The 14,019-nt window shown below is 72.5% G+C and carries 13 protein-coding genes; 10 read left to right on the top strand and 3 right to left on the bottom strand.

Annotation, left to right across the window (positions count from 1 at the left end; translation table 11 throughout):
- The first annotated feature begins 72 nt into the window (after positions 1 to 72).
- Positions 73 to 1,179 (top strand): M24 family metallopeptidase, encoded by a 1,107-nt coding sequence (locus tag OVA21_RS06635; protein WP_268092060.1) that lies wholly within the window; start codon positions 73 to 75, stop codon positions 1,177 to 1,179.
- 234 nt (positions 1,180 to 1,413) lie between these two features.
- On the opposite strand, the gene OVA21_RS06630 is transcribed toward OVA21_RS06635, so the two are convergent.
- Positions 1,414 to 1,821, bottom strand: coding sequence for a pyridoxamine 5'-phosphate oxidase family protein (locus OVA21_RS06630; protein ID WP_069389236.1), 408 nt, complete (start codon positions 1,819 to 1,821; stop codon positions 1,414 to 1,416).
- A 105-nt stretch (positions 1,822 to 1,926) separates the two neighbouring features.
- On the opposite strand from OVA21_RS06630, the gene OVA21_RS06625 reads away from it, so the two are divergent.
- Both OVA21_RS06625 and OVA21_RS06620 read left to right on the top strand, forming a co-directional pair.
- Positions 1,927 to 2,706, top strand: a complete 780-nt coding sequence (locus tag OVA21_RS06625; protein WP_067714487.1) for an SDR family NAD(P)-dependent oxidoreductase — start codon at positions 1,927 to 1,929, stop codon at positions 2,704 to 2,706.
- Complete coding sequence (locus tag OVA21_RS06620) at positions 2,703 to 3,932, top strand: cobalt-precorrin-6A reductase (protein WP_268092059.1); 1,230 nt, start codon at positions 2,703 to 2,705, stop codon at positions 3,930 to 3,932. Before OVA21_RS06625 ends, OVA21_RS06620 begins: the two co-directional genes overlap by 4 nt.
- A 41-nt stretch (positions 3,933 to 3,973) precedes the next feature.
- On the opposite strand, the gene OVA21_RS06615 is transcribed toward OVA21_RS06620, so the two are convergent.
- Positions 3,974 to 4,906 carry a precorrin-3B synthase gene (locus OVA21_RS06615; RefSeq protein ID WP_268092058.1) on the bottom strand — a complete coding sequence of 311 codons (933 nt, stop codon included), beginning with the start codon at positions 4,904 to 4,906 and terminating at the stop codon, positions 3,974 to 3,976.
- Positions 4,907 to 4,975: 69 nt separating this feature from the next.
- Here OVA21_RS06615 and OVA21_RS06610 point away from each other — a divergent pair, with 69 nt between their 5' ends.
- Genes OVA21_RS06610 through OVA21_RS06600 form a run of 3 tightly spaced genes read left to right on the top strand, consistent with a single transcriptional unit; the run spans position 4,976 to position 8,256 of the window.
- On the top strand, positions 4,976 to 5,881 hold the full coding sequence (locus OVA21_RS06610) for an amidohydrolase (RefSeq protein WP_268092057.1): 906 nt from the start codon (positions 4,976 to 4,978) through the stop codon (positions 5,879 to 5,881).
- Positions 5,881 to 7,476 (top strand): apolipoprotein N-acyltransferase, encoded by a 1,596-nt coding sequence (gene lnt / locus OVA21_RS06605; RefSeq protein WP_268092056.1) that lies wholly within the window; start codon positions 5,881 to 5,883, stop codon positions 7,474 to 7,476. The genes OVA21_RS06610 and lnt overlap by 1 nt, the downstream gene beginning before the upstream one ends.
- Positions 7,477 to 8,256 (top strand): polyprenol monophosphomannose synthase, encoded by a 780-nt coding sequence (locus OVA21_RS06600; RefSeq protein WP_067714501.1) that lies wholly within the window; start codon positions 7,477 to 7,479, stop codon positions 8,254 to 8,256.
- Positions 8,257 to 8,374: 118 nt separating this feature from the next.
- On the opposite strand, the gene OVA21_RS06595 is transcribed toward OVA21_RS06600, so the two are convergent.
- A complete protein-coding gene (locus OVA21_RS06595) occupies positions 8,375 to 8,719 on the bottom strand; it encodes an RNA polymerase-binding protein RbpA (RefSeq protein ID WP_067714504.1) in 345 nt (114 codons plus the stop codon).
- Between the two features lie 157 nt (positions 8,720 to 8,876).
- On the opposite strand from OVA21_RS06595, the gene OVA21_RS06590 reads away from it, so the two are divergent.
- The 4 genes from OVA21_RS06590 to OVA21_RS06575 all read left to right on the top strand — a co-directional run bounded on the left by OVA21_RS06590 (position 8,877) and on the right by OVA21_RS06575 (position 13,873).
- Complete coding sequence (locus OVA21_RS06590; RefSeq protein WP_268092055.1) at positions 8,877 to 9,233, top strand: hypothetical protein; 357 nt, start codon at positions 8,877 to 8,879, stop codon at positions 9,231 to 9,233.
- Positions 9,230 to 10,978 carry an alpha/beta hydrolase gene (locus tag OVA21_RS06585; protein ID WP_119191670.1) on the top strand — a complete coding sequence of 583 codons (1,749 nt, stop codon included), beginning with the start codon at positions 9,230 to 9,232 and terminating at the stop codon, positions 10,976 to 10,978. Before OVA21_RS06590 ends, OVA21_RS06585 begins: the two co-directional genes overlap by 4 nt.
- Before the next feature lie 67 nt (positions 10,979 to 11,045).
- Positions 11,046 to 13,400 carry an excinuclease ABC subunit UvrA gene (locus OVA21_RS06580; protein ID WP_268092054.1) on the top strand — a complete coding sequence of 785 codons (2,355 nt, stop codon included), beginning with the start codon at positions 11,046 to 11,048 and terminating at the stop codon, positions 13,398 to 13,400.
- Positions 13,401 to 13,429: 29 nt separating this feature from the next.
- Positions 13,430 to 13,873, top strand: a complete 444-nt coding sequence (locus OVA21_RS06575; RefSeq protein WP_096905501.1) for a PaaI family thioesterase — start codon at positions 13,430 to 13,432, stop codon at positions 13,871 to 13,873.
- Positions 13,874 to 14,019: the final 146 nt, after the last annotated feature.

The following is a 14,019-nucleotide window of genomic DNA, read 5'->3' as shown; positions in this document are numbered from 1 at the left end:
GGTCGGGAGCGAGTACCTGCCGTCAGGCTAGTCGGCTCCGGCCCACTGCGGCCCCGGCCTACTGTGGAGGACATGAACAGCCCCACTACGCAGATCCACTCGCACCGTCTGGCAGCCGTCCGCGATCGCGCGCGGGACCTCGGGATCGACCACGTGGTGGTGTATTCCGGCGAGGACATGTCCTACCTCACCGGTGAGCGCATGGACTCGCACGAGCGGCTCACCGCGCTGGTCGTGCCCGTGGACGGGGCAGAGCCACTGCTGGTGCTGCCGTCGCTCGAACTCACCGACGTCACCCGGCGAGCCGCCGACCGCGTGGGCGCGAGGATCCACCCGTGGGCGGACGGGACCGACGCCATCGCGCTCGTCACCGGGTCGGTCGCCGGGCGGGTGGCGGTGTCCACCGCCCTGCCGGCGTTGCACCTGGTGCCGCTCCAGGACGGGGTCGACGGCGAGGTGGTCCTCGCCTCGGAGGTGATCGACCACGTGCGGGCCGTGAAGACCGCGCACGAGGTGGGCGAGCTCGCCGAGGCCGCCCGTCGCATCGATGCAGTGCATGCCCGGATGGGCGAATTCCTGCAGGTGGGCCGGACCGAGGCGCAGGTGGGCGAGCTCATCACCGCCGCCATCGAGGCCGAGGGGCTCACGCGCGCCGAGTTCGTGATCGTCGGCTCGGGCCCGAACGGCGCCGACCCGCACCACGGGGTGTCCGACCGGGTGGTCGAGACCGGGGACATCGTGGTGGTGGACATCGGCGGGCCGCTGCCCAGCGGCTATCACTCCGACTGCACCCGGACCTACTCGATGGGCCAGCCCTCCGCCGAGGTCGCCAAGACGTACGCGGTGCTGGAGGAGGCGCAGCGCCTGGCACGCGAGTCCGTCCGACCGGGGATCGCGATCGGCGAGGTCGATGCCGCCGCACGCGAGCACCTCGCCGCGGCCGGGCTCGGGGAGTTGTTCATCCACCGCACCGGGCACGGGATCGGCCTGGGACTGCACGAGCCGCCGTTCGTCGCACCCGGAGCCGATACCGTGCTGGAGGAAGGGATGACCTTCTCGGTCGAGCCCGGCGTCTACACGACCGGGTCGTGGGGCGCGCGGCTCGAGGACATCGTGGCCGTCACCGCCGATGGCCGCCGCGACCTCAACGACGGCGAGCGCGGCCTGCGCGTCCTCTAGAGTCGGCGGACGCCAGCCTGCCCGCATCCGCTCCCGCCCCTGGCGCCTCGCCCCCGCCCCTGCACGCGTCCGCCACAGCCGCCCCCGGGCATGTCGTCCGGCCTGCGCCTCGGCTCACGCGAGACGCCATGGCGGCGGGCGGCTATGACCGAGCAGGCGAACCCGGGGGATTCCTCTGATTCCGTCCGGCAGGCCGCGGCCCAGCGCGCACCCGCCGAGCGCTCGGCCGCGGTGTCAGTCGCCGGTGAACATCTGCTTGGAGCCCAGGACGCGATCCACCTCTATCGCCAACACCACCCGCTCGGGGTTCGGACTCGGCTCGCGGTACCGCAGCGCGTAGCGGCGCTCGCCCTCGCGGACCGAGTCGGGATCCTCGAGGAGGCGGATGGTGCCCTCGAAGGTGAGCCACCGTCCGCGGTCGACGTGCGAGACCGCCGCGCGGCCGCCACGCCGGGCGTTGGCCGCCTTCTGCGATCCCCGCCGGGTGATGACGCGCGCCAGCCCGCCCTCCACGTCGATCGTGAAGCCCACGGCGACCACGTGGGGCGAACCGTCGCGCCGGAGTGTGGTCAGGCTGCCGAGGTGGTATTCGGACAGGAACCGGTGTGCCTCGTCAGAGAGTTCTGCCATCGAGTGGGCCATGACGCCGAGCCTGCCACAGTGAACCGACTGCAGTGAGCCGGCCGCAGTGAGCGGACCGCAGTACGCCGACGCAGAGCGCGACGCGGTACGTGGGACACTGGGCCCATGCCCACATCCGCAACCCCGTCGTCCCGGTCCGAATCCGGCGGTGAGGTCGTGGTGGTCTTCGGTGGCCGCAGCGAGATCGGTCTGGCCGTCGCCCACCGCCTCGCACCCGGCCGCACCGTCGTGCTCGCGAGCCGCCCCGGTGGCGACGTCTCCGCGCTCGAGGCCCCACTCCGGACCGCGGGCGCCGTCGCGGTGGAGCTCGTGGACTTCGACGCCGACGACCTCGACTCGCACGCCGCGATCGTGGCGGACATCGAGACCCGGGTCGGGGAGATCGACATCGCCGTCCTGGCGTTCGGCATCCTGGGCGACCAGGAGGTGGCCGAGCGCGATTCCCGGGCCGCGGCCCGCATCCTGCACACCGACTTCGTGGCGCAGGCCGCGCTTCTCACGGTCCTCGCCGAGCGGATGAAGCCCCGTCGCCGCGGGGTTCTCGTGGCGTTCTCCTCGGTCGCCGGGCAGCGGGTCAGGCGCGCCAACTACGTGTACGGCTCGGCCAAGGCGGGACTCGACGGGTTCGCCTCCGGCATGGCCGACGCCCTGCACGGCACGGGCGTCACGCTGGTGATCCCGCGTCCGGGCTTCGTGATCGGCCGGATGACCGAGGGCATGGACCCCGCCCCGTTCTCGTCCACGCCGGACCAGGTGGCGGACGCGGTGGTCGACCGGGTGGAGTCGCGCACGGCGGGTGTGGTGTGGATCCCGTGGCAGCTGCGCGTGATGTTCGCCGTCGCACGGCTCGTCCCGCAGCCGATCTGGAGGCGGATGCCGCGGTGAGCGCTCCACCCCGGTCGGGCGCCGACCCGGCCGCCGTACACCTTGTCGGCACCGGTCCCGGCCCCGTCGATCTGCTCACCGTCCGCGCCTCCCGACTCATCGCCATGAGCGGCACCGTCCTGGCGGAGCCGGGTCCGATCGGCCCTGGGGCGCTGGGACTGTGCCCGTCGACGGCCCTGGTCATCGACGCCTCCGAGCTGTCGCCGACGGACGCCGCCGCGAGGATGCGTGAGGCCGTCGACCGCGGCGACCGGGTCGTCCGGCTCTATCCGGGCGATCCCACGGACCACCCCGAGCTGCCGGCCCACACCGGCGCCCTCGACGCCGAGGGGATCAGCTGGGAACTCGTGCCCGGCATTCGTTCCGGCGCCCCTGTCGAGGCCCTCCGGGACGCGCGGCCCGCGCCCGCCCCGGAGGCCCCGCGGTCTCAGCCCGTCGCCCCGCCCGCGACCGCGATGCCGGGAGGCTCGCCCGGCCTGATCCTGGTGCTGGGGGGCACGGGCGAGGCCCGTCGACTCGCCGACCTCATGGTCACCGCCGGGCTGGACGTCGTCACCTCGCTGGCGGGCAAGGTCACGCGGCCGAGACTCCCCCGTGGGGAGGTGCGGATCGGTGGCTTCGGAGGTGCGGAGGGATTAACGCACTGGATGCGCGAGAACGGCGTCAGCGCCGTCATCGACGCGACCGACCCGTTCGCCGACCAGATCTCGGTGTCCGCGGTCCACGCCGCGCGCGAGACGGCCACGCCGCTGCTCCGCCTGCACCGCCCGCCGTGGACCGAGCAGGCGGGCGACGAGTGGATCCGCGTCCCGGACATGCAGACCGCGGCCCACGTGGTGCGGGAGCGTTTCCGCCGGCCGATGCTCACGGTCGGCAAGCAGGGCGCGTCCGCGTTCGCCGGGGACACCCGGGGGTCGTATCTCATCCGGTGCTCCGAGCCGCCCCCCGGGGCGCTGCCGCACCGCTACCTGCTGGTATTGGACCGGGGCCCCTTCGGGGTGGAGTCCGAGCGGACGCTAATGTCCCGCCACCGGATCGACGTGCTGGTCACCCGCAACAGCGGCGGAGCCACCTCCGAGGCCAAGCTCGCCGCCGCCCGCGACCTGCGCATACCGGTGGTGATGGTGGACCGGCCCGAGACCCCGCAGGCCCCTGGGGTCCCTGAGACCGTGCACTCCGTCGAGGACGCCGCCCGCTGGCTGGTCGAGCGGTTCGGCGCGCGCTGAGCCTGCCCAACTGCTGAGCCGACCTCACCACAGAACCGACCTCACGGGAAAGCCGTCACCCAGGGCGATTCGGCGTCGAAGATCATCCCCATCGGTGCCAGCACCCGCACCACCTGCTCCGCCATAGGTTCGGTGAGTTCGTGCAGGCCGATGACCCGGTCGGCCGAGACGGTGGTCGGACGCTCCACCGCGCCGAGGAATTCGGCGAGTCGGGCGGGAACGACGCCGTCGGGCACCACGGCGAGCAGGCTCACCAGCCCGTCGGCGGTGTCGATCCAGCCCACCCTCGGCACGTCTACATCGGTAGCAGGATGGGACGTCGGGTCGACGGGAGCGGGGATGGTCCGTGGGTGGGATCCCAGGGCGTCGACGACGAGCTGGTGCAGGTCGCCGGACCCGGGCACTCGCGTCGGTCCCGCCGAACCGGTGAGCTTCACGGCCGCGTCGACCAGCACGGTGGCGGCGTCGGCCACCGCGACCCGGAGCGGGACGGGGTGACCGGCGACGTGGACCCGCGCGCCGCCGTCGGACCCGTCCACCGCCACCGCCAGGTCGGGGGAGTGCGCCAGGACGTCGCCCGACCCGTCGTCGATCCCGAACAGCACCTGCCCGTGCAGGGCGTCAGCCGCGTCGCGGGCGAGCAGCGCGGCCCCGAGCCCCGTCGGCAGGTCGCCGACGTCGTGATGCCCGCCGAGCCGGCCGGCCAGAGGAGAGGCGATGATGTCGCGTCCCCTGGGGTGGGCGACTGCCTCGGGCAGGCCCGCGGCCTCGAGGTCCCGCACCGCGAGATCGATCGGATCCCGGTCCGCGCCCACGATCCGGGCTGCGCCCCCGGCCGTGAGCTGGATGCCGCCGCGATGTCCGGCCGCGAGCTCCGCCAGGGCGGTCCAGTGCTCGGGGCGCAGCCGGCCGCCGGGAAAGCGCAGGGTGTCCCCGGGTCGGGACGACCCGGCCGCGTGGTGGGAGTCGTTCATGAGCACCCAGCGTAGGCGCGGGGGGTGGGCGGCCGGGCCGCCGGTCGGTGCTCGGGGATAATCGCCCGCATGACCGCTTTCCTGGCTACCGGGGGCCGCGTGCTCACGCCCGCCTCACGAGACGCAACCGCCCTGACACACGAGAACGGGCTCATCGTGTGGGCCGGCTCGGATGCCCCGGGCCCCGCCCTGTTCCCGGGTGCCGAGCAGGTCGACCTGGAGGGGGACTGGGTGGCCCCGGCGTTCGTCGAGTGCCTCCCCGAGGGCCTCGACCCGGCGGTCGCGGCCGCCGGCGGCGTGGTGCCCGCCGGTCTGCCGGGCGCACACGGGCTCGACGAGGTCGAGGAGCGGGTGCGTGCGGGGGAGCGGGTGGTGCTCGACGACACCGTCGACCCGGCGCGCCTCGCGACCGAACTCACCCGCCTCGCCACCGAACTCGGCGGGCCGGCGGTCGCCCGGTGCATCCCGGTCCTCGTCGGCGGGACCGGGGCCGGGAACGCGGACGGCGACACGCTCGCCGCCCTGGCCGCCGTGGGAACGGTGACCCTGTTGCGCCCGCTCGTCGATGACCTGACGGGCACCGATCTCGTGCGCATCGCCGCCTCCGGCGTGGCGCTGGCCGCATCCACCCGGGCCGGCGACGAGGTCCGGCCGTGGGACGCCCTTCGGGCCCTGACCTCCGTCGAGGGCGGCCGAGGCCTGTCCCCGCGAGCGGCGTTCACCGCGACCACCCGGGGCGCACACCGGGCGGCCGGCGCGCACGACGGCACGGCGGGCACCCTCACCCCGGGCACGGCGGCCACCTTCGCGAGGTGGCGGACCGGGGAGCTGGCCGTGGTCGCCGCGGACGACGCCGTCCAGCGGTGGTCCACGGACCCGCGCTCCGGAGTTCCTCCGATGCCGGATCTCACCGGACCCGACCCCGTTCTGCGCGCGCTCGTCGTGGACGGCCTGCCCGCCGGCCCCGCGACCTGATGCCCCTGCTCACCAGGCTGGCCTTCGCCGCTGCCTCCGGGGCGCTGCTGGCGGCCTCGTTCCCCCCGGTGGGTCTGTGGTGGACGGCGCTTCTCGCGATTGCCCTCCTCGTCGTCGTCCTGTCCCCGTCCGGCGCCTCCACGGTCCGGCCGCGCACCGGCGCGCTCCTCGGGTTCACCTCCGGCCTGGTCTTCTTCCTCCTCCTGGTGCCATGGGTGGGCCTGTACGTGGGCGCCTACGCCTCGTGGGGCCTGTCGCTGGTCGAGGCGCTGTACCTCGCCGCGTTCGGCGCCGGCGCCGCGATCATCCTGCGGGCCGGCCTGGACCCCGGCAACCGGCGCGGCCCGCGTGCGGTCGGCGCCGTGCTCGGGGTGGCCGGCTGGTGGTCGCTGTGGGAGTGGGTCCGCTCGTCCTGGCCCTGGGGCGGCTTCCCGTGGGGACGGCTGGCGTTCGGCCAGGCCGACGGGCCGCTGCTACCGCTGGCGTCCCTGGGCGGCACCCCGCTGGTCGGGTTCGCGGTGGCGTCGATGGGAGCGGCGATCGGCGTCGCCGTCCTGCTCCTCGCCCGCCGTGACCGACCCGTCCGCGCCGCCACCGGCCTGCTCACGGTGCCCCTGGTGACCGCGGGCCTGGTCGCCGTCGCGTCCCTCGCCCCGACCGGCGACGAGCCCACCGACACCGTCGAGGTCGCCGTGATCCAGGGCAACGTCCCGCGCCTCGGCCTGGACTTCAACGCCCAACGCCGCGCGGTGCTCGAGAACCACCTGCGCGTCACCGCCGAGTACGCCGACGATGTCGAGGCCGGCACCGAGGCCCCGCCGGATTTCGTGCTGTGGCCGGAGAACGCCTCCGACATCTCGCCGCTGGCCGACCGCCTCGCCGCCGCCCAGATCACCGCCCTGTCCCGACGCCTGGACGCACCGATCCTCGTGGGCACCGTCCTGCCCACCGGCGAGGGCCGCGAAGCCCACAACTCCTACCTCGTGTGGGACGGCCGTTCCTCCGACCCCGCCGAGGGCCCGGTGGTCGACCGCCACGACAAGAAGTACATCCAACCGTTCGGCGAGTGGCTCCCGCTCCGCGAACCGCTCGAGGCGCTGTTCCCGATCGCCCGGACCGCCGGGCACTTCATCCCCGGCGACGGCGACCACGTCGTCACCGCGGGCGGGGTGGACCTGGGCGTGGCCATCTGCTTCGAGGTCGCCTTCGACGCCGCCGCCCGCGAGCCCGTCTCCCGCGGCGCGCAGATCCTCACCGTCCCCACCAACAACGCCACCTTCGGCCGCTCACCCATGACGTACCAGCAACTCGCGATGTCCCGGGTGCGGGCCGTGGAGCACGACGTGCCCGTGCTGATCGCCGCGACCAGCGGGGTCAGCGCCGTCATCGGCCCCGACGGCGACGTCCGCGCCGAGAGCGGCATCTTCGAGCCCGCGGTGCTGGCGGCGCAGGTCGAGGTGGGCGGGGCCGGTACGATGGCAACCCGACTGGGTGGCATCCCGCAGGCGGTGAGCTGCCTCATCGGGCTCGTCGCACTGGCATGGGCGCTGGTCCGCACCCGGCAACGAGCCGCGACCCGAACCGAGGAGAAGTAAGTGACCGATCCGACGACGCCGGGCCGACACGCGCCGTCCGCGCGCACCCTGGTGATCATCCCTACCTACGACGAGCGGGACAACCTGCCCGGCGTGGTGGAGCGGTTGCTGGCCGCGGCCCCCGAGGTCTCGGTCCTCATCGCCGACGACAACAGCCCCGACGGCACCGGCGAGGTCGCCGACCGGCTCGCCACCGAGGACCCGCGCGGGCGCATCACCGTGATGCACCGCGAGGGCAAGCAGGGGCTCGGGGCCGCGTACATCGCCGGGTTCCGCTGGGGTCTCGAGCGCGGATACACCGTGCTCGTGGAAATGGACGCCGACGGCAGCCACCCGCCCGAGCGGCTCCCCGCGATGCTCGCCGCCGTCGACGGCGGCGCCGACCTGGCGATCGGCTCCCGCTACGTCCCCGGCGGCGCGGTGGTCAACTGGCCGTGGCAGCGCCACGTCATCTCCCGCGGCGGCAACGTCTACTCCCGGGTCATGCTGGGCGTGGGCATCAAGGACATCACCGCCGGCTACCGCGCCTACCGGGCCGACGCCCTGGCCGAGCTGGACCTCGACGCCATCGAGTCCAAGGGCTACTGCTTCCAGATCGACATGACGTGGCGCCTGCTGAACAACGGGCGCCGGGTCACGGAGGTGCCCATCACCTTCACCGAGCGCACCGTCGGTCAGTCCAAGATGAGCGAGTCGATCTTCCGCGAGGCCGCGGTCAACGTGGCCCGCTGGGGCTGGGAGAAGCGTCGACACCAGCTCAAGGGCCTCGTCGGCCGCTGACCCGGTGCGCGCCGGCTCCGGCCGCACACCGACCCCGGACACAGGAGAACGCCCCGGCCCTGCGGGGCCGGGGCGTTCCGGTGCCACCGGGTGATATCCGGTGACCGCTCGGTACTACCTACCGCGCACCGGCGCGGCGCCGCTTCTTGAGCAGGTCCATCCGCTCCTTGAGCAGCTCCTCGAGCTCCTCCAGGGAGCGACGCTCGAGCAGCATGTCCCAGTGGGTACGCGGCGGCTTGCCCTTCTTGACCTCGACCGCGGGGCCGTCGATGAGCTGGCCCTCCTGGCCGTTCTTGCACATCCAGGCGCCGGGGATCTCGGCGTCATCGGCGAACGGGACCTCGTAGACCTCGCCGTTGGGGGTCTGGTACCGCGCCATGCGGCGCGGCGCGAGGTCGGTGTCCCGGTCGGTCTCGTAGCTCACCGCACCGAGGCGGCTGCCCCTGAGGACTCGATCTGCCATGCGAACTCCTTCTGCCGTGTTCGTCTGCGTCAATTCATGCGGATCGACACGACGCTGCGTGGTTCCTGCTTGTGTCAACGCCAGGGGAACCCCCAAATGTTCCCACGTCCCGACACCACGGGCCACCCCGGGGGCGCCGCTGGGTAACCTCACACCCGTGAAACCCGACGCCCGACCCGAGCCGACCGCGCCCCGGAGGGGCGAGGCCTCGTGCGCCTGGTGCGGTCGCCCCGTGGACGAGGGCGGGACCGGGCGCCGGCGCCGCTACTGCCGGCGGTCCTGCCGGCAGCGGGCCTACGAGCAGCGCCGGTCGCTCCGGATGCAGGACCTGCCCGAGGGCACGGTCGTGCTCACCGAGGCCGAATCGACCGACCTGATGGACCGCATGTTCCAGCTGCGCTGCGCCTGCGAGGATCTGCGGACCGCCATCGCCGAGGGCGAGGACCCCGCCGAGCTGGCCCGCATGTCCGAGGACCTGGTGGCGGCGGCGAGACGGGCCGAGCGCCTGCGGTGAGCGAGGACGGAGAGGCCGGTCGGCCGACAGCGGGGACCACGCCCGTCGCCGCGCTCCGGACGTGGTGGGAACGCTGGCGCCCCTCGGTCACCGGCCTCATCGTGGCCGCGCTGGCGGCGTGGGTCTCGCTCATGCCGTCCCTGCTGCCGCGGGCCTGGTACTACCAGGGGGTGGTCACCGGCGTGTCGATGCTGGTGGGCTACGGGGTCGGCGTCGCTCTGAGGACCCTCTGGCTGCGGGTCGTGGCGCCCCGCATCACCCTCCACCCCGACCTCCTCGCGTTCGGTGACCGTCTCCTGACCTTCGCCCGTCTGTCCGCCCCGTACATCCTGGTGGTCTACCTCATCACGGCCACGGCCACGGCGATCCGCTGGCAGGACCAGGTCTCCGATCTGGTGCGCTCACCCCGCCCGCCCTGGGCGGACTACATGAAGATCCCGTGGGTCGCCCTGGCGATCTTCCTGGGGCTCCTCATCGCAGCCCGCGGCATCCGGGCGGGGTACCGGTGGTCGGCCCGCGCGGTGGGCCGCAGGTTCGGCGTGGAGGAGTACACCGCCCGGCTCACGGGCGTCGTGATGGTGGCCGTCCTCGCACTCGGCGTGGTGCAAGGTGTGGTGCCGCGCCTGTTCTTCGGCGGCGCCAACCGTATCTTCAGCGGGCAGAACAACGAGGACCTCCCCGGCGCGCGACCGCCGACGGCGCCCGAGCGATCCGGGTCCCCGGACTCCGTCGTGGACTTCGGGGACCTGGGCCTGCAGGGCCGACGGTTCGTGAGCGGCGGCCTCGACGGGCAGCACCTGGGGGATCTGTTGGGCGAAGACGCGCCCGAGCCGATCCGGGCGTACGCCGGTCTGGAGTCCGCACCGACCGACGACGAGCGTTCCGCCCTGGTGGTGGAGGAGCTGGAGCGGACCCGGGCCTGGGAACGTGAGTCGGTGGTGATCGCCCCGACCACCGGCACCGGGTGGATCAACCCCCACGCGGCTCAGGCCATCGAACTGCTCTCCGGTGGCGACGTGGCGATCGTGGGCACCCAGTACTCGTACCTGCCCAGCTGGATCTCGTTCCTCGCCGACCGCGAGAAGGCGGAGGTGGCGGGCCGGTCACTGATCGAGGCGGTGGTGACCTGGCGCGACTCCCTCCCACCGGGTCGGCCGCAGCCGAAGCTGTACGTCTACGGCGAGAGTTTGGGCACCCAGGCCGGCGAGGCGGCGTTCTCGGGGATCCGCGATATCCGGGCGACGGTGGACGGGGTGCTCTGGGTCGGCCCGCCCAATTCCAACCACATCTGGCACGCGCTCGTACAGCGACGCGACCCCGGTACCCCGGTCACCGAGCCGGTGTACGCGGACGGCCTGCTGGTGAGGTTCTCGGAGGATCCCGCGGAGTTCCGCGACGACGACACCCCGTGGATCCCGCCGCACGTCCTGTACGTCCAGCACGCGACCGACCCGGTGGTGTGGTGGACCCCGGATCTGCTGTTCGACCGCCCCGCGTGGCTGGCCGAACCGCCCGGCAAGGGCCGACATCCGGGCATGTTCTACATGCCCGTGTTGACCCTGTTCCAGGTGACCGCGGACCTCGGAAACGCGATCGGCGGGTCGCAGGGCTACGGCCACCTGTACGACCATCAGATCCTCGACGGATGGGCGGCCGCGACGGGACGCGAGGGATGGGACGACGACGAGTTCCAGCGGTTCGCCCGACTGCACGCCACCGCGATGGAGCAGCAGGACCGCGGCTGACGCCCTTTCCCGCCGGGGGCCCGCGGTCTAACGTTGCCGCTGAGCGGACAGGCTGAGGAGACCCGGGATGAGCGCCCACACGGCAGACACGCACGACACCATCCGCGTCCTCGGCGCGCGGGAGAACAACCTCCGGTCGATCGACGTGGATCTGCCCAAGCGGCGGCTCACGGTGTTCACCGGCGTCTCCGGATCCGGCAAGAGCTCGCTGGTGTTCTCGACCATCGCGGCGGAGTCGCAGCGGATGATCAACGAGACCTACAGCGCGTTCCTCCAGGGCTTCATGCCCACCCTGGCGCGGCCGGACGTGGACGTGCTAGAGGGGTTGACCACGGCGATCGTCGTGGACCAGGAGCGGATGGGCTCCGACCCCCGCTCCACGGTCGGCACCGCCACGGACACCGGGGCGATGCTGCGGATCCTGTTCAGCCGTCTCGCGCAGCCGAGGATCGGCGGTCCCAAGGCGTACTCCTTCAACGTCGCGTCGGCGTCCGGGGTGGGGACGCTGAAGAAGGCCGACGGCACCCGGCAGAAGGCCGAGTTCTCCATCACCGGCGGGATGTGCGTCCGCTGCGAGGGTCGCGGATCGGTGTCCGATTTCGACGTCGACGCGCTGGTGGACCGCTCCAAGTCCCTGTCCGAGGGCGCGATCACCGTCCCCGGATACTCGATGGACGGCTGGTACGGCCGCATCTACTCCGGCTCCGGGTTCTTCGACATGGACAAACCGGTGGGGGAGTTCACCGATCGGGAGATGCACGACCTGCTGCGTCAGGAGCCGGTCAAGGTCAAGGCCGACGGCATCAACGTCACCCTCGAGGGCCTGATCCCCAAGATCCAGAAGTCGATGCTGTCCAAGGACGTCGAGGCGATGCAACCGCACATCCGCTCGTTCGTCGAGCGGGCCGTGGTGTTCACCACGTGCCCCGAATGTGACGGCACCCGGCTCAACGAGGGGGCCCGGTCGTCCCGCATCGGGGACAGGAACATCGCCGACGTCTCGGCGATGCAGATCACCGATCTGGCCGAGTGGCTGCGCGGTCTCGACGAACCGTCGGTCACGCCGCTACTGGATGCGCTGCAGCACACGCTCGACTCATTCGTGGAGATCGGCCTGGGGTACCTGTCGCTCGACCGCCCCGCGGGCACTTTGTCAGGCGGCGAGGCACAGCGGGTCAAGATGATCCGCCACCTCGGTTCCGCCCTGACCGACGTCACCTACGTGTTCGACGAGCCGTCGATCGGCCTGCACCCCCACGACATCCAACGCATGAACGGGCTGCTCCTGCGGCTGCGCGACAAGGGCAACACGGTCCTGGTGGTGGAGCACAAGCCGGAGACCATCGCGATCGCCGACCACGTCGTCGACCTCGGACCCGGCGCCGGCTCCGAAGGCGGTCGGATCTGCTTCGAGGGATCGGTCAGCGGGCTCCGCGGGAGCGACACCGTCACCGGCCGGCATCTCGACGACCGCGCCGCACTGAAGGACAGCGTGCGGGCGGCCACCGGGCGGATCGAGGTGCGTGGCGCGACAGCCCACAACGTGCGAGGCGTGGATGTGGACATCCCCCTCGGGGTGCTGTGCGTGGTGACCGGCGTGGCCGGATCGGGCAAGAGTTCGCTCATCCACGGCTCGGTGTCGCCTCGCGACGGGGTGGTGGCGATCGACCAGGCCGCCATCCGCGGGTCGCGGCGCAGTAATCCGGCGACCTACACGGGACTCCTCGAACCCATCAGGAAGGCGTTCGCCAAGGCCAACGGCGTCAAGCCGGCGCTGTTCAGCCCGAACTCCGAGGGCGCGTGTCCCACCTGCAAGGGCGCGGGCGTGATCTACAGCGACCTGGCCATGATGGCCGGCGTCGCGACGACGTGCGACGACTGTGAGGGCAGGCGCTTTCAGGCCGAGGTGCTCGAGTACCGGTTCGGTGGCCGGAACATCGGCGAGGTGCTGGCGATGTCCGTCGCACAGGCCGAGGAGTTCTTCGCCGGGGGAGAGGCGCGGATCCCCGCCGCGCACAAGATCCTCGTCCGGCTCCGCGACGTCGGTCTGGGCTACATCCGGCTCGGCCAACCCCTGACCACGCTGTCCGGTGGCGAGCGGCAGCGGCTCAAGCTGGCCGCCCAGATGGCCGACAAGGCCGAGGTCTACGTGCTGGACGAACCGACCACCGGCCTGCACCTGGCCGACGTCGCGACCCTGCTGGCGATGCTCGACCGGCTGGTCGACGCCGGGAAGTCGGTGATCGTGATCGAACACCACCAGGCGGTGATGGCCCACGCGGACTGGATCATCGACCTCGGCCCCGGGGCCGGGCACGACGGGGGTCGGGTCGTGTTCGAAGGCACCCCGGCAGATCTCGTCGCCGCAGCCTCCACTCTCACCGGGGAGCATCTGGCGGAGTACGTGGCTGCGGCGACCTAGCCGGTGCCGGTAGCGGGTAGAAAGACCCCATGATCGATTCCGGCGGGTTCCCCGATGCCAGTTCCTCCGACGCTAGCGCCTTCGTCCGCGCCTCCGGGCTCGTCGTCGACGGGGTGACGACCACCTCGCTGCGCGGCCACGCGGAACTGGGGGAGGAGCACCTCACCGCGTGGGGAACGGTCCACGGCGGCGTCTACGCGAGCATCGTGGAGTCCGCCGGCGGCGCGGGAGCCGGATTCGCGGTCGCTGACCGGGGGCAGATCGCGGTCGGCGTGCACAACGGCACCGATTTCCTCCGTCCGTCCACCGGCGGGCGGGTCGAGGTGACCGCCCACGCGCTGTTCCAGGGCCGCAGCCAGCAGCTGTGGGATGTCGTGATCAGCCAGGCCGAGGGTGGAGCCGTGCTCGCGCGGGGCCAACTCCGGCTGCAGAACGTGCCCAGGCCGGACACCGCCGCCACTCCCGGACGCTGAGCACTTAGCCGAGCTGCGCTCCGATGCGTCGGCACTGTTCACGGATACGCACGTCGACGGGTTGGTCGACGTCGTGCGCGGTCACTCCGTCCTTCCGAATCGCTTGTGCAGCGCCTGTGTGCTGACGCCGAGCACCATGCCGATCG

This window comes from Dietzia sp. SL131 (assembly GCF_026672565.1).
GTDB classification, from domain to species: Bacteria; Actinomycetota; Actinomycetes; order Mycobacteriales; family Mycobacteriaceae; genus Dietzia; species Dietzia kunjamensis.
Note: the sequence above shows the minus strand (reverse complement) of the source record. Positions and strands in the feature narration are given on the sequence as shown.